Genomic DNA, 19,140 nt, shown 5'->3' on the forward strand with positions numbered 1-19,140 from the left:
CTGCGCGGCTCAGGGTGTTTCGGCAAACTCACGCTGACCACCGCCACCAAGGAGACTCACCCGATGAAACTGGCCTACTGGATGTATGCCGGCCCGGCGCACATTGGCACCCTGCGCATTGCGAGCTCGTTTAAGAACGTGCACGCAATCATGCACGCGCCGCTGGGGGATGACTATTTTAATGTGATGCGATCGATGCTAGAGCGGGAGCGTGACTTCACCCCCGTCACCGCCAGCATTGTCGATCGCAATGTCCTCGCGCGCGGCTCCCAAGAAAAGGTGGTCGATAACATCGTCCGCAAAGACAAAGAAGAGCAGCCCGATTTAATCGTGCTCACCCCCACCTGCACTTCCAGCATTCTGCAAGAGGATCTGGCTAACTTCGTGCAGCGCGCCAGCCTAGACTCCCAGGGCGATGTGCTGCTAGCGGATGTGAACCATTACCGCGTCAACGAGTTGCAAGCCGCCGATCGCACCCTTCAGCAGATCGTGCAGTTTTACCTAGCCAAAGCCCGCAAGCAGGGCACCCTTCCCGAAGGCAAAACCGAAAAGCCTTCGGTGAATATCATTGGCATGACCACCCTGGGCTTCCACAACAACCACGACTGCCGCGAACTGCGCACCCTGATGGCTCAGCTCGGCATTGAGGTAAACCTGGTGATGCCCGAGGGCGCACTGGTGACCCAAATTAAAGACATGGGCCGGGCCTGGTTCAACCTGGTGCCCTACCGCGAAGTGGGGCCACTGACGGCAGAGTATCTCAAAGAAGAGCTAGGGATGCCCTACGTCGACATTACCCCCATGGGCATTGTCGAAACCGCCCGCTGCATTCGCGCCATTCAAACGGTGCTGAACGAGCAGGGGGCTGATGTTAACTACGATGCTTTCATCGACGAGCAGACCCGGTTTGTTTCCCAGGCAGCCTGGTTCTCGCGATCGATTGACTGTCAGAATCTGACCGGCAAAAAGGCCGTGGTGTTTGGCGACAGCACCCACGCCGCCGCCATGGTCAAAATCCTGGCCCGCGAGATGGGCATCCACGTGGTGCTGGCGGGCACTTATTGCAAGTACGACGCCGAGTGGTTTGCCGCTGGGGTGGGTGAGTACTGCGACGAGATTTTGGTCAGCGAAGACAACGGCGAAATTGGCGATCGCATTGCCCAGCTCGAACCTGCCGCCATCTTCGGCACCCAGATGGAGCGCCACGTGGGCAAGCGGCTCGACATCCCCTGCGGTGTGATTGCTGCCCCCATTCACATTCAAAACTTCCCGGTGGGCTATCGCCCATTCATGGGCTATGAAGGGGCCAACCAGATTGTTGACCTGGTCTACAACTCCTTCACCCTGGGCATGGAAGACCACCTGCTAGAGTTCTTTGGCGGTCACGACACCAAAGAGATTCTTACCAAAACCATGAGCGCCGATGCTGCTGTTGAGGCGGGCCTGGGCTGGAGCGCCGATGGCCTGGCCGAGCTGCAAAAGATCCCCGGCTTTGTGCGTGGCAAGGTGAAGCGCAACACCGAGAAGTTCGCCCGCGAGCAGGGCGTCGGCAGCATCACCGCCGAGGTGCTGTACGCCGCGAAGGAAGCAGTGGGCGCGTAACCGCAAGTGCATCCCGTCTCTGTAGGGGCAAACGGTTGTTTGCTCAGCGGGTTTCTTGCCCGATCAGGGTGAACACCGTTCGCCCCTACAGGCCCACCTGGTTGAGGCAGGGCTCAACTTCAAACAATAGCCCCCAGACTTTTCCCGTTGGAAGAGTCTGGGGGTTAATTGATTCAAACGCTTTTGCAGCTTGAAAGACTAGCTGCCCTGACAGCCAACCCAGGTGCCCTGGTCTTCGTAGATAAAGGGAGTGCCGGTTTCGCAGAGTACAGAAACAGCGCTCTGGGGGCCAGGAATAGTCACCATAGAAACCGTGCCGCCGACGGGGCTGGGCACATCAGATAGCTCAGGCTCGGTCAGTGCCGACTCGGGGCCGACGGCATCATCGGGGTTAGGTACTTCGCAGCCCACCCAATCCATGCCCATGTCGCTGTAGGCAAAGGGCACAAAGCCCTCTTGGTCGCAGGCCACCATCACGCCAGTCTCGGGGCCGGGCAGCCGAAGCTGTTTCACCGTACCGCCCTCTGGGCTCTCGACATCACCGAAAAATACATCAATCGTGGCTCCAGGCTCTTCGGGCGTGGGCTGCTCGGTAGAGGGAGCCTCTTCATAGGGATCCATGACTTCTACGGGTGTGGTGCAGCCTACGGCACCCACAAGGCAAAGTGCTGCTGCACCCAGGCGACCCCAGACAGAGGCCGACAATTTAGTACCAAGTAGACGAGAAAAAGCCATAGCAAAACTACCTATCGAGAGAGTACTTTTGAGCATTGAGCATTATAAACACTCTTACGATGGATTTTTTAAGTCACTAAAGGTACATTTTTGGCCCAGTTAGGGCTTTTTTGCTCAAAAATCTCTGCTGGCTATGCCGTTTTGTTACCCGCTTGGCCGCTCGCCCGCAGGCTGGATGGTGCAAAGGCAGGGTTATCTCTGCGATCGCGCGATCGCAAAGATTCATCATCGGCGGCAGTGCCCCAAAACTGGGGCGATATGATGGCAATACCGCATTTTGTATAGCGTTTAACTGATGACCCAGGCTGCCCCTGTCCCCCCAAACCTTTCAGGTGGAAGCAACACAGCTAAATGGGTGGCGCTGGGCTGCGGTGGCTGCCTCGGCGTGACGGTGTTAGCTGGGCTAACCTTAGCGTTTTTCATCAACCGCACTATGCGGTTTACCGTTGGCCCCGACCAAGGCTCAGTCGATAGCCAAGAGCTGTTTACCTACACCATTCCCGGCGAGACTCAAACTATTTTGAACATGGGCATGTTTGGTATGCAGATGATTCAGGTGGCAAACACCGACTCGCCGCCCTCGATACTGCTAACTATGGGCCAGCTACCCAGCTACCTCAAAGGCAACGACGCTCAACAAAGCTTTGTCGAGGAGTTTCAAAACAGCATTACTACTGAGGGCAATTATCAACTCACTGAGCAACGGGTTGAAGAGCGCACCCTCTGCGACCAACCCGTATCGGTCGTGATTCAGACAGGCAGCTTTGAAGACGGAACCACAACCTACAATGCCGCCAGCCTGTTGACCTTAGTCGAGCACAACAACGATGCTCGTTTTGTGTGGGTGCTGGCCCACGGCGATGCACCCCAGACCACCGCCGACCAGGTGTTTGCTACCCTCGACTGCCGTTGAAAGGCTGATTCAAGGTAAAAGGTATAGGGTTCAAGGGCTTGGCCTAAGACCCTGTACTCTATACCTCCAATCCCTAAACCCTCTACTTCACCTGCGTCACCCGCCAGCTCAGCTTGAGGTTGAGCCAGAAATTCCAGAAGGTGACGATCGCGATCGCCACCAAATTCGCCAGGTAGGGCCAGCGCTGACCAAACACCAGGTTATAGATCACGTTGAGCACCAGCACGTTAAGCACCAGCCCTGCTAGACATACCAGGTTGAACTTAAAAAACCGCTTTAGCCGAGCCGACCAACCCCGTTGCAGCATGCTGACATCGGCAAAGGTCCAGGCGTCGTTCCAAATAAAGTTGTTGATAATTGCTACTTCAGCCGCCCCAATTTTGCTGCGGGTCAGGGGTAGTCCTAGGGTGCTGTGCAACAGGTAGAGAATCACCATATCTACCACTACGCCGCTGAGCCCCACCACGCCAAAGCGCACAAATCGCTGCATGGGGAAGCGCTGGTGCAGCTGCGACAGCCGCCCCCCTAGTCGCAGCCGCAGCAGGTGGTGAATGTAGTCAATGTACTGCCGCCAAGTGACCTTGCTGGCCCCCTCCTGCCGCTCTTGAAAGACGTAGCCCACCTCGGCAATGGTGTCGATGGTGCCACGCCCCAGCACCTCTAGCAAAATTTTATAGCCCTTGGGGTTGAGCAGGGGACCGGCGATCGCCTTCCGCTGCACCATAAAATAGCCGCTCATGGGGTCGCTCACCCGACCCACCACTCGAGGCAGCAGTAGCAGGCCCACCGTTTGCGCCCCTCGTGACAGCACTCGCCGCGCCAGGCTCCACTCGCTGACACCGCCGCCCTCTACGTGGCGACTGCCCACCGCTAAATCAGCCCCTTGCTGAATGGCTTTCAACAGTCCAAGCAGCACCTCTGGGGGATGCTGTAAATCGGCGTCAATAACCCCTAAAATGCGCCCTCGGGCGCTCTGCCAGCCGCGAATCACCGCTGAAGACAGGCCTCGCTCATCCTGCCGTCGCAGCACCCGCACCTGGGGATAGGTAGCCTGCAATTCTAGAGCTGTATTCCAGGTGAGGTCAGGGCTGTTGTCGTCAACCACAATTAGCTCGTAGTCCTGGGGAATCGCGCTGTCGAGTAGTGCGACCAGGCGTTCCACTAGGGGGCCAATGTTCTGGCCTTCGTTGTAGGTGGGTATGGCCAAGGACAAGGTTAGGGCTTGTAGCGCAACCCCATCATTCCCAGCTAGAGCTGGCAACGGCTCAATTTGCAATGGGCCGCTGGGGCAAGGCTCGAGCTTTTGCAATTGGGATGGGGGAATCATGGCACCGGCGCAATACACCAAGCATTCCGGTAGCCCGAGCCCTAGAGCGCACTAAGAACCTAGCGCTAATGCCTGAACCTAGCCGAAATTTTACATAGGCACCCATCCTACAGCAGTCGCTCCCCCAACGTAAATGACTGGAGTGTCTCGGTAAAAACCGTGCTATGGGTTTCTCTCGATTCCAAGTCCTGTGTTAGGAACGGATTTGAAACTGTAAGTCTTAAGTTGTTCAAGCAAGTCCTATCTGCCGCCAAAACTCAGCCCATAAGATGTGCCTGGGGGTAGAGAGTCGCCAGCATTAAGTCTCATATTATACAGTTCATCTGTTATTAGTTGTCAGCGACTCTATTCCGTCGCTTCCTTACAGAATCGGATTTTCCCTATCTATTACTAAGGACTTCAAGAACTTTATGCAAAGTCTCATAATGCTCTCAAAAAAATTTATTAGCCGCCGCTTACGCGCGATCGCCCTAGTTTGCCTAGTTGGGCTAATGAGCTGGCTCACATTGGCTACCCAGCCTGCTTTCGCCGCTAACAACAAGGCAACTGCAACCCCACCGGTCGATCAAACCATGACCGAAGAACCCCGTGACCAAGCCTATGAAGAGGCTGTAGAGGTCATTGATGATCCCAACGGCGTGCAAAAAGCTTATGAGAAAAATCTAAAGCAGTACAAGCAGGAAAACCCTGATCAAAAGAGCCTAGTTGAAGGTGCCAAAGACCTAGTCGAAAAAGCCACAGGCGACAAATAGAGCGAGAGATTTTCAGCCTAGGCCAATACTTTTGCTAAAGTTTTTAGCTGGGGCGAACTCCTAGATACGCTATTTAAGTTGCTCGGATGCGAGGTTCAAATATTTGAACCTTGCATCTGAGCAACTTTGTTTTGTCCAGAGTTCAGATTTACTCTCCATTCAAGCTCGGCAAGCTTGTAGCGGTTGCTAAAGCAGTAGTGTAGCTGTAGAGTTTTAGCGGCTCAAACTGGACTTGAGCATCTGATGTTAGGGCTGCTCTATTTCGGTCACCACCCCAGCCTCTATGGGGCGATTGGTAGTTTGAATCGAGCAGTTGGCGGGGGAGCTTTGGCTTTGGAGCACCCGAGTCGTTTGCTCACCGCGAATGTTGACGTAAGTTGTGGCCCCAGAGCCAGTTTCCAACCGGGCGGGAACATCGAGCCAGGTGAGGTTGTCGAGGCGATCGTGCACCCGCAGCTTGAGTTCGCCGTTTTGGCGGTACACGCGGGCCGTCGTGCGGTTAGTGCCATTGCAGACCATGACGGTGGTTACCGGAGAGTCGACCCCCGGCCCTGGCTGATTCAAAACGATGACGTAGGGGGCGTAAACCCAACCCTCAATCGGGCCGGTAACAACATAGAGCCAGTCTCCCTGGGTTTGAATGATCTTGGCCTGAGCACCCCTGGGTATGGTGCCGCGAACGCCGTGGTTAAGGCCGGGACCAGAGCGCACGTTAAGACTGTCGATGTTGACCTCGGCGACTTGGGCAAAGGCCGCAGACATGGATAGGCCAACGGCAGCAGCGGTAGAGAGCAGGGCAACAGCCAGGGTTTTAAGTTTCATAGTTGGTAGAGTCTCACTGAGAAAAAGGGTGCCGCAGCCCTTAGACAACGGCCCTGATGAAGCGATGGTGAATAAATCGCCCGCACCAATCTAAGTGATGAATCTAAGGAACCAATAAAGCTGTAATTACGTATACCGGAGGGCCGCCCCAACTACCCCTTGACCCCACTTCCTGTTTCTGTGGGCACAATGTAGCGCTGTAGCAGCACAAACACCACTATGGCGGGCAGCACCGACAAAATCGACCCCGCCGCAATCAGCCGCCAGTCGAGGGAAAAACTACCCGCCAGACGAGCGACACCTAGAGGTAGGGTGTAACGCTCGGGGCGATCGAGCAAAATCAGGGGCCAGAGAAACTCGCTCCAGGTACCAATGAACACAAAGATCCCCAGCGTTACTAAGGCAGGGCGAGTGGCGGGCAGCATCACATTCCACCAGATGCCGAGGTCAGAGCAGCCATCCATGCGGGCGGCTTCTTCTAGCTCTTTAGGAACGCCCTGAAACGCTTGGCGCATGAGAAAAATGCCAAAGGCCGAGGCTAAGTAGGGCAGCACTAGCCCCAAGTAGGTGTTCCGCAGCCCTAAATTAACCGCCAAAATATACAGCGGTATCATCACCACCTGAAACGGAATCATGATGGTGGCCACAATCAGTGCCAGCAAGGTATCGCGGCCCAAAAACGATAGCCGCGCCAAAGGATAGGCCGCTAGCGAGCACAGTAGCAGGTTTGCCGCTACCGTCAGAACCGCCACCACGGTGCTGTTGAGAAAATATTGGCCAAAGGGGTTTGACTGCCATACCTGTCGGTAGTTAGCCAAGGTCGGCTGCTGGGGCAGGATCTGGGGTGGGTTTGCTAGCAGATTCTCCGCTGATCCTTTGAAGGATGTGCTGAGCAGCCACAGCAGCGGGAAGACCATGATCACGGCGATCGCCAACAGCAACACATAAATACCCAGGTTGCGCCAGTGGGGCCACCGGGTAAGGGATTGAACTATGGGTTGCTGCTTACGATTGGGCATGGGTAGACCTGCCTGAAGCATTGGGAGACTAGAGCCAAAGAATTCTAAAGAACCTTTGAGACGGGGAGCGAGAAACGTTTGAGATGGGGCCTCTTCTAACTACCCCAAAAGCAGCTCTTGCAGCAGCCAGAATCCGGCGAAGGATTCGCTGTCGCGGCTGTCTTGGATGCCAATGAAGTGTACCTGGTTGGCCTTGGCTTTGGCGGCTTCAAAGGCTTGGGCTTCGGCCAGCAGCTTAGGGCCAGGCAGACCTGCCAAAACCCAGCTATCGGAGGCTCCGGTTTCGAGGATGATTTGGGGAGTTTTGCTGGATTCTATGCGCCAGTAGGCTAACTCTAGGCCCGACATCCAAGCGGCGAGGGCGGTGGCGCGGGGGGAGAAAATCAGCAGCCCGGGGATCGGGGTATTGGGGGCTAGATTCGCCATGTCTAGGGGAAAGGATTCCCCAAAGCCAATCTCCCAATCGGGTAGATCGGCAAAGGCGGCGGCTTCAAGGGTGACAAAGGTCCACTGCTGCCCCAGCAGGGCATCGGGCAGCGCCTGGGGGCTAGGAGGTGGCGCTGCTACGGAGGGGGAAGGAGCGCTGGTGTAGCCGTCCATCTGGGGGTACACGGTTTGGTTGCGATCGCTCAACCACCGCTGCAAGGCCACGGTACGACGGCTGGGCCGAGCCGGAATGCCTGCGTCTTCACAAGCTCGCAGAATCATGTTCTGCATTTGGTAGCGAAAGTACCGAATGCGGCTAGGGGGAACGATGCCCTGACTGGTGGCCTCAGCGATCGCCTCCTCAATCGCTCCCTTCAGCACAATAGAGTTGACGTCACTGCTGGGCAGAAACTTGCTGTAGCGAAACAGCTGAGCGGCCTTCGCTCCGGTGCCAACTAACCCTTCGCAGAGCAGCACTTCCCAGAGTTTTTTGCCATTTTCATCCAGCACGGGCCGGGAGTAAAAGTCGAGTTCCCACACGGTGCCCATAGCGCCTAGGCCTCGCTGTCGTTCAGCATACGGCTGACGTCGGCCAAACGGTTCTCAGCGTCTTCAAACACGGCTTCAGCTTCTTTAATGATCTCGCCAGGATATTTTTCTAACACCTTGGTCGAGAGGGAAATGCGGTTGCGCTCGGGGTCGAGGCCCACCACTACCGCTTTGATTGACTGGCCCACCTGTAGCACCGAGGGCAGCGACTCGACATAGTTTTTGCTGATCTGCTTGATGTGCAGCAAGCCGCTAATGCCGTCAAACTCCACAAAAGCGCCAAAGGGCTTGAGGCTGGCGACGGTGCCCTCGACGAGCTGACCCAGCGCTAGGGTGCTCATCACCTGGCTGCGGGCGGCGGTGCGGGCCGACATTACTAGCTTGTTGGCGGCGGGGTTGACCTCTAAGAAGCCCACTGTGAGGCGCTGGCCCACTGCATCTTCTAGATTTTCGTAGGTGCGGCCTATGTGCGATCGCGGCACAAATCCTCGCAGGCCTTCAACATCGACGGTCACACCGCCCTTGTTGAAGCCGGTGACTTTGACATCCATGACGGCGCCCTCTTCGGCCTGCTGGGCTAGCTTATTCCACAGCTGCTTGAGCTGGAGCTTGCGGATGGATAGCAGCACCTGACCGTCGGCATCCTGGTCGCGAATCACTTGAAATGAGTATTCGCCCCCCGGTTCGAGCACGCCCTCAAAGGAGGTGATGGCGCGCACCGCTGCTTCACGAATGGGCAAAAAGGCCGCTGACTTGCCGCCAATATCCACTGTGGCCCCATCGGGAGCAAAGGAGATGACGGTGCCCCGCACGGTGCTGCCCACCTGAAAGTCGTAGTCGTGGGCCTCAAGGGCTTTGGCAAAATCTTCGGCGGAGAAAGTCAAGGGTGAGGCTCCTGGACAACAAACATAATTTAACTAGCTTTCTACTATACAACGCCTTGCCTGGGGCACTGCTGAGCAATGGCCCCGGCAAGGCAGGCCGAGACCCTTTACAATAAATGCCAAGCGGATGATGTTGCCCCCAAGAATCGATGGCCGACGAGCAATTTAGCTTATTTAACGCTGGCATTGGCGCTACCGAAGGCGCGATCGCAGACCCCAGCACCGTAGATTTTGATGCCATTCCCACTGATGGCACGGTGCCCATTCCCACAGGCATCTACCCCGACCTGGAGACTCTAGGCACCCACTGTCGGGGCTGTGTACGCTGCGACCTGTCAGAAACGCGCACTAATGTGGTGGTCAGTCGGGGTAGCCCCACCGCCCCGGTGCTGATTATTGGTGAAGGCCCGGGTCAGCAGGAGGACGAGCAGGGGATACCTTTTGTGGGTAAGTCGGGCCAGCTGCTGGAGAAGATTCTCGAATCAGTGCGCTTTAACACTGAGACCGATGTATACATTTGCAACATCGTGAAGTGTCGCCCGCCTGAGAACCGAGTGCCCACCACGGCGGAGGTAGCCGCCTGCAAGGGCTATCTGCTAGAGCAAATTCGTATGGTGGATCCTAAAATTATTCTTCTCACCGGGGCAACCGCTCTAAAGGCGCTTTTGGGGGTGAAGTCGGGCATTAGCAAAGTGCGCGGCCAATGGATGGAGTGGGAAGGTCGCCTGTGTATGCCCATTTTCCACCCGGCCTACCTACTGCGCAACCCGTCGCGCGATAAGGGCAGTCCCAAGTGGTTGATGTGGCAAGACATTCAGGCGGTGCGGGCCAAAGTCAATGAACTGTCAGGCAGCTGAGGGCATCCGTCAGGTTGAGTTCGGCTTTCAATACCCAGGGGCCAACAAGATCTCTGACAGAATGAATGGGTGGCTAATTGGATGCAAGGTCAAAGGTTAAGGTTCAAGGCATGGCTCTGAATGCCCTCAGCCTTGGTCATACCCCTGGATCGATCGCCTGATGCCGCCATCGATCGCGCCCCGCAAATAGCAAGGAGATTTTAATGGATACCAACAACCTTTTACGCCAGTTGCTGATGATTGGCGTGGGCACCACCTCCCTGGTCGCTGAGCGGGTCAAGCAGGTCAGCGAGGAGTGGGTGCGCGAGGGCAAGTTTAACCCCGAGCAGGCCCGTACTCTGATGGATGAGGTGATGGCTCAGCTTAACGAGGGCAACGGTGCGCTCGAAGAGCAGTTTCAGCGGCTGTTTCGCAATACGCTGCAAGACCTGGGCGTACCCCGTCAGGCCGAAATGGACGAGCTGCGCGGACGGCTCGATCGCCTAGAGCGCCAGGTCAGAGATCTAGAAAATCGCGCCTGGAAATAGTCTGGTTATCTGTAGCCCAGCCACCGCTACGAGAAGAAAAATAGCCGTAGAGTAAAACCAGGTTTTCTCAGGCTAACCAGCGGTGCGAAGCTTTCTTGACTTTACGGTGGGCGGCATTGCGGCTCTGTTTCCGGTGGTTGATCCGATTGGGTCGGTGCCGATCTTCTTAGTGCTGACTACTGGGGTGCCCGCCGCGCTGCGCAACCAGTACGCCCTGAATATTGCCCGCAATGTCGTGCTGCTGCTGATCAGTACCCTCCTGGTTGGGGGCAGCGTGCTGCGGTTTTTTGGCGTGTCCCTAGCAGTGGTGCGCATCGCCGGAGGCATTGTGGTGTTCCACGCTGCATGGAAGGCGATGAACTCTGACCCCAAACTCAACGAGGTGGACAATCAAGATGCTGCCTACCGCATTGGCGAGCACAAAGATATTTCGTTCATGCCGATGACCATTCCGCTGCTGGGGGGGCCGGGGGCGATCGCTGTCACCCTTGGCCTAGCTGCTCAGGCGGGCAGCGATCTATCCGTGCCCACCGTGATGAATATGCTGGCGATCGCCGTCGCGATTGGGCTGATCGGTGTTGTAATTTTTCTGTCGCTGCGATCGTCTACGCTGCTGCTAAAAGCCTTGGGGGCGAGCGGCATTCAGGCGATGAGCCGCCTGCTGGGCCTATTTGTCATGGCCATTGGGGTACAGCTGATTTTGAACGGGTTAGCCGACTGGTTGACCTCATTAAACTTGCTTGCTGCTCCTTAGGCCTGAGGGGCAGCTCGCTATTGTTTGAAGACCTGGTCAAGGGTGTCTTGGCCTCATAGTTTTGACTTAGACTTGGGGTGTTCCCTGAAAATACCGCCCTGGCTCTGCTGATTCGGCCATAGAGATTGGGTGCAGCCAGATGTAGCAAGATCGGTCAGTTTGGCGATGCTTAACATCTAACCGGTTGATAGTCTACGGTTGGTCTGCGTAGTCCACAACACTTCATCTAGTGGTGAACTTTCTGTTTGCCGCCAGCTGTTTCAGGGAACCATTTACCCATGAGCTACCCAAGCTTCCACAGCTTTATTAAACTGCTGCGCAGTCTGCTCAAGCGCAGGCAGCCTCTGCTGTTTGAAGAATCCATTTTTTTGGCTGATCTGTGCCTCGCCTATGGCACCATCGCCGGCCTGGGCGATCGCGACAAAAAAACCCTCTTTCTGGCTGCCCACTTCAAAAACCTGGGGGCCATCTACCTCGAAGACCATCACCTCAGACAAGAGTACCGAGACCATCGTGAGGCCATCGTCCAGATGGAGGTGCTGTTTAACGCCAGCGCCCAGCTGGCCAAAGATGCTGGCCTCCAGGAGGTCGCCGACGTTCTCGATGAGTACCACCTGCGAGCCATTCCTCACAATCATCTAGCCCGAATTTTTCAGGTGCTCAACGCCTGGGTGTCGTGCCGTCAGCGCAAGGGCTGGCGCAGCTCGATGAGTGACAAAGAGGCGCTAATAATTCTCAAGCAGCGGGCCGAGATGAAGTGGTCTGACCCCAAAGTGGTGTTCCACTTTATCGAACACCTCTGCCGCTATTCGTCGCGGCCTGAGCGCCGCCAGGCCTGCACCGTTACGGGGTTTGAGGTGCCGGTCGAGATGCCCAAGGTGCGCGACTACAGCTTCGACACTCTAGAGGACCAGTTTCAGGAAGTCGAAACGACGGGGTGAATCGGGTATAGCGTTGGCCACTGCGCTTAGAACACGAGTCACCACCACGCGCAAAAACTGGGGCAGTGCACTGCTTATCGTCATCGCTCTAAGGAGTTATGTAAAACGTCCTAACCATCTGGCGGTGGCTACAAATCTCTTGCCTCGGGACGACGTGTTGAGCAACCACAATTATTTAATATCTACTCCAGCGGTGAGGTGGTGGATCTGATCGGGCTGACGAGGGCGATTTGCTCAAATAATTTGCACTTGGTCTACAGCTGCCGTTAAGCCGCGAGAAAGTCGATTGGGGGATAGTCAGCGATAGCGCAAGGGGCTACAGTTGGGGAGGCGCAGCGATGGCTTAGGGCTGGTCTCTGACCATCGCCGCAACGTTTTGACGGTTGTTGAACGCCGATCGCTTTAACAGTTGAGGAACTACGCCCCTCACCGCAGATCGGCCGCACAATTGAATTGTTGATCAATAGCTACTAAGGGTCTGTTATGGCTGACGACGCAATAGATATGGATCTATCCTGTTCCCCCCCACCCGCTGAGGATGGGTTGGATATTGTGTCCTACGTGGACACCATTGAGGCAGTTATTGCCTCTTTGGATCAAGGGGATGGGGCTATGGTTAGCCAAACCGATGAGGGCCATCTGTGGCGATTTAAGTACGGCAGTGTCGATGTGTATGCGCAGCTAACTGGCGAAACTGAGACCGATACGCTAACCGTATGGTCCCCCGTACTCGTGCTGCCTGCCAAAGACGAGCCTCGTATGATGAAGCTGCTGCTTGAGAAGAACTGCAACGAAACCCTCGAAGCTCGCTTTGGCATCTCGGGTAATCAGGTGTTGGTGATCTCAAGCCGTATTTTGAAGGACATTTCCCCCGCCGAAATCTCTCGCCTGATGACCATTGTGGCCACCATCGCCGACGATTCCGATGAGGCGCTAGTTTCCGAATTTGGCATGAGCTAGAGGGGTATAAGGTATGAGGTGTAGGGTGTAAGAGCAGTCCTAAGCCTTACACCCTACACCTTGCAGCCCTAGGCCCGCGCCTCTTCAATAACTGATTTTGCGATCGAGGACAGCTGTAACCCTGGGGGGTACTGGCCTTCTTCTTTGATGCGCTGAATCATGGCGGGAGAGACTCGCAGTCCAAGGCGATCGGCGATCGCGCGTACCACGTCACCGCGATCGATCGTGCCGGCCACGGCATCAGCGGGAGTGAGCACCGTCAGCCGAGGCAGCTGCAAGTCTTCGAGCTGGTCGATGGCCTCGGTCAGCGGTGTGCCCTCGCGCACCGAAGGAATACTCAGCAGCGGCTTGGCAATGTGGCTCAGGGGCAAAGTTTCCCACTGGCTGCGCTCGATCGCTCGCATATCTTCAACCGTGACCAAACCCCGATAGCGCCCTTCAGAGGCCGCGAAGTAGGCCGGAGGGCGGTTCTCTTCGAGTAAATAGGTGTCGGCAAACTGTCGCAGCGACATGCCAGCATCAACGACCTTAAAGTCGCGGGCCATAGCGTCGGCAGCGGTGAGGGCCAGCATGGCCTCTTGCAGATTAGTCACCTGGTTGTAGGCAGCGGCGTTGCGCAGGGCAAACCAACCGATCGCGGCAATCCAAAAGCCAGAAAATGCCTGATAGAACAGGGCCATCACCAGGCCAAAGGTAATTGCCAACCAGCCTAAGAGCTGCCCGGAGCGCGCCGCCCAGCGAATGCCCTTGATGCGGCTGTCGGTCACCTTCCACACCACGGCTTTGAGCACCTGACCTCCGTCGAGTGGCAGGCCGGGAATCATATTGAACAGCGTCAGCACCAGGTTGATCTGAGCCACGCTGCCGGTGATCACGCCCACCGGGGTCGGTAGCGATGGAATTTGGGAGATGCCGGTGAGCAGCAAGAACAGCCCAAAGCTGACCAACGGGCCGGCGATCGCCACCTTGAGCGCGTCTTCCGGCGTTTTCGATTCTTTGTCGATGGAGGCAATGCCGCCAAACAAAAACAGCGTAATGGAGTTGACCGCAATGCCCTGCCCCTTAGCGGCAAGGCTGTGGCCCAGCTCGTGCAGCAGCACCGAAGCAAACAGCAGCAGCGCCAGGCCAAAGCCCATCACCCAAGCTAGGTTGCCCCAGGCCGAGTGCCAGCTGGGTTCCAACCCATAGGACACAGTCACCAGCAGCAAAATGATGAACCAGGAGCTATCGACAAATAGGGGAATTCCTAAAATGGCCCCAACGCGCCAGTTGGATTGCATTGCCTAGCTCCTATGAATGCTGTCAAATACCAACCCAGACCCAAGAGTGACTAGCAAAGCTAGGGCACCTGGGTCTGGGGTCTGGTTCTATTCTATCAATCACCCTACAAAGTCGTTGGTCTAGGCGTGGGTGGCAGCTAGAGCAGCCCGGCGTTGCCCAGCCCCAAAATCATGCCAGCGCCGAGAATGTGGCCAAAGCTAGCGATCGCCAACAGCTCAGGCAGGCCAAAGCCTTCAAACAACATTGGCAAGCCCACAGGCAGCGCTGGTCCGGCCCCAGGCCGACGGATGGCGTACTTGCCAATGGCCAGCACGAATAGGTTGCAGGTAATCATAATCAGCGCCACTTTATACGACCACTCCGGGGTGGTGGGCACGGTGTAGGCAGCAAGCAGGGTAGAAAACAGCAATGTTATTTCTCCGCTAGAGGTCTAAAATTAGGTCTTGAGAATCGAAATTGAGTCTTGAAAATTAAATCGAGTCTTAAAGAAACAGAATCTCAGGCGATCGCTAAGCGCTTAATTTAGGCATTCAACCATTGTTGGATTATAAAAATCTGGCGACGCCCCTCCAACGGAATGTTCAACAGAGTTAACATGCGGGTCAAGATTTGTGGCATTACCCAGACTGAGCAGGCGATCGCGATCGCCCGCCACGGTGCCACCCACCTGGGCTTTATCTGCGTGCCCCAGTCGCCCCGCTACCTCACTCCTGCCGCCCTCGCCGAGATTACCCAGGCCCTAGATGCTGCTGGGGTGGTAACTAAAACCGTGGGAGTCTTTGCCGATGCCTCTCTGGCGGAGATGGCAGCCATCGTTCGCCGGGCTAACCTCAGCCACATTCAGCTGCACGGCCAGGAAACCCCTGAGCATTGCCAGCAGCTATTGGCTGAGCTACCCGGTATCTTCCTGATCAAAGCTATTCGAGTGCGTACCGCCGCCGACCTGCTGCGGGCCGAAACCTACGCGCCCTACGTTGATGCGCTGCTGCTCGATGCCTACCACCCCCAGCAGCTCGGCGGCACCGGCCTGACGCTCGATTGGGATGCTCTGGTGTCGTTTAAGCCCGCATGTCCCTGGATGCTGGCCGGCGGGTTAACTCCTGAGAATATCCCAACGGCTCTTGCAACCCTCAACCCTGACGGAATAGACCTCTCCAGTGGAGTAGAACAGCATCCTGGCGTTAAGGATCTGGCTTTGGTTCAACACCTGTTTGAGCAGCTACAGCCCTGGCTACCGATCAGTGCTGAGGTGTAGACCAAGGCTAGCTTTGGTCAGCTTGGGGAGCAATCAGTGACGCACTGGGAGTTGCAGGGCTGACGGCGGCGATTGCCAGATCCTTGCTGTCCGCTGCGTGATGGGTGCTGTCTTTGGCTGACACCGTGATCGCCTCAGGTTGGTAGGCGGCCACATCAAACCAGAAGGTGGTGCCGATGCCCACTTCGCTGACCAGGTGTACCTGGCTGCTGTGCTTTTCAATAATGTTTTTGACAATGGAGAGGCCCAGGCCGGTGCCCTCCAGGGTGTGGACACGGTTCTCAACGCGGAAGAAGCGATCGAAGATGGCCTGCTGGTCTTCGGGGGCAATGCCAATGCCGGTGTCAGAGATCTCAATGCGAATGTAGCCGCCCTCGTTGGGGTCGTCGCTAGGGGGCACAATCTGGTGGGCCCGCAGCATCACCTGGCCACCTGACTCGGTAAATTTGAGCGCATTGCCCACCAAGTTGCTAAACACCTGGAGCAGCAGGTCGTAGTTACCAATCACCGGCGGAAGGTTGGGCTCCACATCCTGTAGCAGCTCGATCTTCTTATCACGAGCGTTGAGACGGTGAGTGCGCAGGGTCTGCTCAATTGGTTGAATGATATCCACCGCGTCGAGCTGGTACTGGCGGCTCGACTCGAGGCGCGACAGGTCGAGCACATCGTTGACCAAACGGGTGAGGCGATCGGTTTCGTGGTTGGCGGTTTCGAGAAATTCCTTGCGCTCGCCGTCGCTGAGGTCTTCGCCGTACTCGTGCAGGGTTTCAATGAACGACTTGATGTTAAACAGCGGTGTGCGCAGCTCGTGGGAGACATTGCTGATGAACTGGGCCTTGGCTTCGTTGAGGGCCACCTCACGGGTAATATCCTGCACGGTGATGGCCAGACCTTTGACGTTCTCTTTGGCCTGGTCGAGCACGGTGTTGAGCAAGATCCGCAGGGTGCGATGGCTGGGCTCGGTGATCGGCACCCGAAATTCCATCGCCTCTGAGTCGCCTTTGACAGCCTGAAACAGCGGCCGGGTGAGCTGCACCCGCACGGCGTTGGGGAAGTGCTCCAGGATGTTTTTCCCGTCCAAAATCTGATCATCCCAGCCAAAGATGCGGCGGGCGGTGGGGTTGACCAGCACGGCATGCATATCGCTGTCGAGCAAAATGGCCCCGTCAGCGATAGTAGAAACTAGGGTTTCGAGCTTGGCTTTTTCGGCGGTAAGCTCTTCGATGTTTTGCTCTTCGTAGCTTTCTAGGCGCTCAGCCATGTCGTTAAAGCTGTAGATCAGCTCACCGAGTTCGCCCCCCAAAGGCAGGTCGATACGCTGCCTAAAGTTGCCATCGGCGATGTTTTTCACCCCCAGCGAGAGCTCTTTGATCGGCTGAGTGATGGTGAGGGCGTTGAACACAGCCCCTAAAATCACCATCACCCAGATGGAGACGAACACCGCAATGGTGACATCGCGGGTCAGGTGTGAGGAGGCAACCACCGTGGGGTTGGGGTTGATGCCCATGGCCAAGACGCCTAGGTGAATGCCGTTGTAGTTGAGGGGCACAAAGACGTCGGTAACTTCACCCGCTGGGGTCAGGTGCTGGCGCACCAGGGGGCGATCGGTGTTTTGGGCATAGCCCTCGGGCAGCTGCATGCGCCGCCGCAGCGTGAGAGAGTTTTGGACCGCTGCTTCGGAAAAGGGGATACCGAAGAAAATGTCGCCATTCTCGTCAGCGTACAGCATGTAGCGCACGCTGGAGGTGCTCTGGTAAAAGCTGTAAGAGAAGCGGGCTAGCTCAGTCCGGTCGGCTTCTTTGACCAGAGGGGCGACGTTGGCGGCTAACAGCAGGCCCAGATCTCGGGCAAAACGGGTGTCGTTGAGTCGGGCATCCATCTGGATGGTGTTGACGGCCCAGAAGGTAAGGGCACTCGTAATCATGGACACCACCAGCGTTGCCCCAGCCATCAGCCGGGTTTGGAGGGTGAAGTCGCCCCACCAGTGCAGGAAGATATCGCGAATTTTAGCCAGAAGCCTGATCAACGGAACCTATGGAATACTGAATGTTGAATTCAGCCTTTATTCTGGCATGTTCTTCGCATCTTAGCCCTAGCGCTAGTCTTCGAAGAGGGTTTCAAACTCGTGGCGCAGACTATCGTAGTTGACCACACGGGCCACAATTAGATTTTGGTTACCCTGGGCGGCGGCGAACTGCTGTTTCCAGTGACGCACGTCGTGCTCTTGGCTCAGCCAGAAGGCGACAATGGTGCTGACGATCGCATCCCAATCCCAATCGGGCTTGCGGTGCACGGCCTCGGTGGCGTCGATAAAGGCATCGAGGGTGCAGCAATAGCTGCCGAGGAAGGCTTGGCTGCGATCGCGCCGCGCCTCCACCTGCTGCTGGTGGTTGAAGAATTGCAGTACTGGGGCAATGCCAATGATGTCAAAGCTATAGCTCATGGTTTAACCGGAGGATAAAGCTAAGCAGATTAAGCTGAAATCGGCAATGAATCGCGTGCAGAGTCAATACCGATGACGCAAGTTAGTGAACAGTTTAGACAGTTCACTCAGTGAAGTTGTTCGCCTGCAACGGTTTTTGACGATTTCTACAAAATAGACGAGCGCTACTATTAAGAGACACCGCCGTCAGTTAGAGATTGCCCAGTCCCTTCGGAGCATCCTATGACCACCCTGGATTTGCCCCTTGAACTCAACCTTGAGGCTGTTCATTTTACCGATGAGCAGTTTTATCAACTCTGCATTCACAACCCGGAGATGGCGATCGAGCAAAATGCCCAAGGAGTGTTGATCGTTATGCCCCCTGTTGGCGGTGAGAACGGCAATCAAGAAATGGAGTTGGGGACTGACCTAGCGTTGTGGAATCGACAAAGCAAACTTGGCAAAGTCTTTAGCTCGTCCACTGTTTTTCAGCTGCCGGTCGGCAGCAAGCGATCGCCCGATGCTGCCTGGGTCGAACTATCCCGTTGGGAGGCGCTGACCCCAGAGCAGCGGCGTAGATTCCCTCCCATTGCGCCTGATTTTGTGATGGAGGTGCGATCGAGCACCGATAACCTAACAACTCTGCGCGAGAAGATGCAGGAATACATGGCTAGCGGTGTTCGTCTAGGCTGGCTAATTAACCCAAAGGATCAGCAGGTGGAAATCTATCGGCCTGGGCAGGAAGCGGAGATGCGATCGCTGCCTACTCAGCTCTTTGGAGAGTCCGTGCTGCCGGGCTTCATCCTAGATGTTTCCCCATTTGCTTAGCTGCTGGAATATTCCCATAGCCAGCCGACCTTTATAACACTTGCTTGCGGAGCTTTGTAAGTGACAGGCGTCACAGTTCGCAAAACTCTTGAGAGCATCTTCCCCTCAAACAACCTGCCATGAAGATGCGGGTGTAAGGGATGACTCAGCCGTGCCCTTGAGGCATTCTAAGTACAGATAAGACGAGCTTCGCAAATATAACTAACTCCCTATTCTAAGCAGCCCCTGGTGCCTCGGCATCGGGGGTTATTTAATGGAAAAGCCCCGGGATGCTGCGAGCGTCCTG

The 19,140-nt window shown here is 56.1% G+C and carries 20 protein-coding genes; 10 read left to right on the forward strand and 10 right to left on the reverse strand.

Annotated elements, in window-relative coordinates; all coding sequences use genetic code 11:
- The first annotated feature begins 63 nt into the window (after positions 1 to 63).
- Positions 64 to 1,602, forward strand: coding sequence for a ferredoxin:protochlorophyllide reductase (ATP-dependent) subunit B (gene bchB, locus NC979_RS12775; protein WP_190521882.1), 1,539 nt, complete (start codon positions 64 to 66; stop codon positions 1,600 to 1,602).
- A gap of 198 nt (positions 1,603 to 1,800) precedes the next feature.
- Here bchB and NC979_RS12780 read toward each other — a convergent pair whose 3' ends face one another.
- Complete coding sequence (locus NC979_RS12780) at positions 1,801 to 2,223, reverse strand: hypothetical protein (RefSeq protein ID WP_190521884.1); 423 nt, start codon at positions 2,221 to 2,223, stop codon at positions 1,801 to 1,803.
- Between the two features lie 409 nt (positions 2,224 to 2,632).
- On the opposite strand from NC979_RS12780, the gene NC979_RS12785 reads away from it, so the two are divergent.
- Entirely contained in the window at positions 2,633 to 3,250 is a 618-nt protein-coding gene (locus NC979_RS12785; protein WP_190521886.1) for a hypothetical protein, read from the forward strand.
- Positions 3,251 to 3,332: 82 nt separating this feature from the next.
- Here the strand turns inward: NC979_RS12785 and NC979_RS12790 are convergent, their stop codons facing one another.
- The gene (locus NC979_RS12790; protein WP_190521888.1) at positions 3,333 to 4,577 is read right to left on the reverse strand and encodes a glycosyltransferase; all 1,245 of its coding nucleotides are present in this window, start codon (positions 4,575 to 4,577) and stop codon (positions 3,333 to 3,335) included.
- 425 nt (positions 4,578 to 5,002) lie between these two features.
- On the opposite strand from NC979_RS12790, the gene NC979_RS12795 reads away from it, so the two are divergent.
- Positions 5,003 to 5,329: a hypothetical protein gene (locus NC979_RS12795; protein ID WP_190521890.1), complete on the forward strand. Its 327-nt coding sequence runs from the start codon at positions 5,003 to 5,005 to the stop codon at positions 5,327 to 5,329.
- A gap of 246 nt (positions 5,330 to 5,575) precedes the next feature.
- On the opposite strand, the gene NC979_RS12800 is transcribed toward NC979_RS12795, so the two are convergent.
- The 4 genes from NC979_RS12800 to NC979_RS12815 all read right to left on the reverse strand — a co-directional run bounded on the left by NC979_RS12800 (position 5,576) and on the right by NC979_RS12815 (position 9,029).
- Positions 5,576 to 6,151 carry an SH3 domain-containing protein gene (locus NC979_RS12800; protein ID WP_190521892.1) on the reverse strand — a complete coding sequence of 192 codons (576 nt, stop codon included), beginning with the start codon at positions 6,149 to 6,151 and terminating at the stop codon, positions 5,576 to 5,578.
- A 152-nt stretch (positions 6,152 to 6,303) separates the two neighbouring features.
- Positions 6,304 to 7,170 (reverse strand): carbohydrate ABC transporter permease, encoded by an 867-nt coding sequence (locus NC979_RS12805; protein WP_190521894.1) that lies wholly within the window; start codon positions 7,168 to 7,170, stop codon positions 6,304 to 6,306.
- Positions 7,171 to 7,269: 99 nt separating this feature from the next.
- Positions 7,270 to 8,145, reverse strand: coding sequence for a Tab2/Atab2 family RNA-binding protein (locus NC979_RS12810; protein WP_190521896.1), 876 nt, complete (start codon positions 8,143 to 8,145; stop codon positions 7,270 to 7,272).
- A gap of 5 nt (positions 8,146 to 8,150) precedes the next feature.
- The gene (locus NC979_RS12815) at positions 8,151 to 9,029 is read right to left on the reverse strand and encodes a S1 RNA-binding domain-containing protein (RefSeq protein WP_190521898.1); all 879 of its coding nucleotides are present in this window, start codon (positions 9,027 to 9,029) and stop codon (positions 8,151 to 8,153) included.
- Positions 9,030 to 9,178: 149 nt separating this feature from the next.
- On the opposite strand from NC979_RS12815, the gene NC979_RS12820 reads away from it, so the two are divergent.
- From NC979_RS12820 to NC979_RS12840, 5 genes are all read left to right on the forward strand, one after another.
- A complete protein-coding gene (locus tag NC979_RS12820) occupies positions 9,179 to 9,886 on the forward strand; it encodes a uracil-DNA glycosylase (RefSeq protein WP_190521900.1) in 708 nt (235 codons plus the stop codon).
- A 203-nt stretch (positions 9,887 to 10,089) separates the two neighbouring features.
- Positions 10,090 to 10,413 carry a phasin family protein gene (locus NC979_RS12825; RefSeq protein ID WP_073608028.1) on the forward strand — a complete coding sequence of 108 codons (324 nt, stop codon included), beginning with the start codon at positions 10,090 to 10,092 and terminating at the stop codon, positions 10,411 to 10,413.
- 82 nt (positions 10,414 to 10,495) lie between these two features.
- Positions 10,496 to 11,167 (forward strand): MarC family protein, encoded by a 672-nt coding sequence (locus tag NC979_RS12830; protein ID WP_190521902.1) that lies wholly within the window; start codon positions 10,496 to 10,498, stop codon positions 11,165 to 11,167.
- A 278-nt stretch (positions 11,168 to 11,445) separates the two neighbouring features.
- A complete protein-coding gene (locus tag NC979_RS12835) occupies positions 11,446 to 12,108 on the forward strand; it encodes an HD-GYP domain-containing protein (protein ID WP_190521904.1) in 663 nt (220 codons plus the stop codon).
- A gap of 483 nt (positions 12,109 to 12,591) precedes the next feature.
- Positions 12,592 to 13,068: a YbjN domain-containing protein gene (locus NC979_RS12840; RefSeq protein ID WP_190521906.1), complete on the forward strand. Its 477-nt coding sequence runs from the start codon at positions 12,592 to 12,594 to the stop codon at positions 13,066 to 13,068.
- 68 nt (positions 13,069 to 13,136) lie between these two features.
- Here NC979_RS12840 and NC979_RS12845 read toward each other — a convergent pair whose 3' ends face one another.
- Together NC979_RS12845 and psaK are read right to left on the reverse strand one after the other, a co-directional pair.
- A complete protein-coding gene (locus NC979_RS12845) occupies positions 13,137 to 14,348 on the reverse strand; it encodes a site-2 protease family protein (RefSeq protein WP_190521909.1) in 1,212 nt (403 codons plus the stop codon).
- Positions 14,349 to 14,485: 137 nt separating this feature from the next.
- On the reverse strand, positions 14,486 to 14,758 hold the full coding sequence (gene psaK / locus NC979_RS12850) for a photosystem I reaction center subunit PsaK (protein WP_190521911.1): 273 nt from the start codon (positions 14,756 to 14,758) through the stop codon (positions 14,486 to 14,488).
- Positions 14,759 to 14,944: 186 nt separating this feature from the next.
- On the opposite strand from psaK, the gene NC979_RS12855 reads away from it, so the two are divergent.
- Positions 14,945 to 15,604 (forward strand): phosphoribosylanthranilate isomerase, encoded by a 660-nt coding sequence (locus NC979_RS12855; protein ID WP_190521913.1) that lies wholly within the window; start codon positions 14,945 to 14,947, stop codon positions 15,602 to 15,604.
- Positions 15,605 to 15,611: 7 nt separating this feature from the next.
- Here the strand turns inward: NC979_RS12855 and nblS are convergent, their stop codons facing one another.
- A complete protein-coding gene (gene nblS, locus NC979_RS12860) occupies positions 15,612 to 17,630 on the reverse strand; it encodes a two-component system sensor histidine kinase NblS (protein WP_190521915.1) in 2,019 nt (672 codons plus the stop codon).
- A gap of 72 nt (positions 17,631 to 17,702) precedes the next feature.
- A complete protein-coding gene (locus NC979_RS12865) occupies positions 17,703 to 18,047 on the reverse strand; it encodes a hypothetical protein (RefSeq protein WP_190521917.1) in 345 nt (114 codons plus the stop codon).
- A 222-nt stretch (positions 18,048 to 18,269) separates the two neighbouring features.
- Here NC979_RS12865 and NC979_RS12870 point away from each other — a divergent pair, with 222 nt between their 5' ends.
- Positions 18,270 to 18,854: a Uma2 family endonuclease gene (locus tag NC979_RS12870; RefSeq protein WP_190521919.1), complete on the forward strand. Its 585-nt coding sequence runs from the start codon at positions 18,270 to 18,272 to the stop codon at positions 18,852 to 18,854.
- Positions 18,855 to 19,140: the final 286 nt, after the last annotated feature.

Origin of the sequence: Leptolyngbya subtilissima AS-A7, from assembly GCF_039962255.1 — a bacterium.
Classification (GTDB): Bacteria; Cyanobacteriota; Cyanobacteriia; order Phormidesmidales; family Phormidesmidaceae; genus Nodosilinea.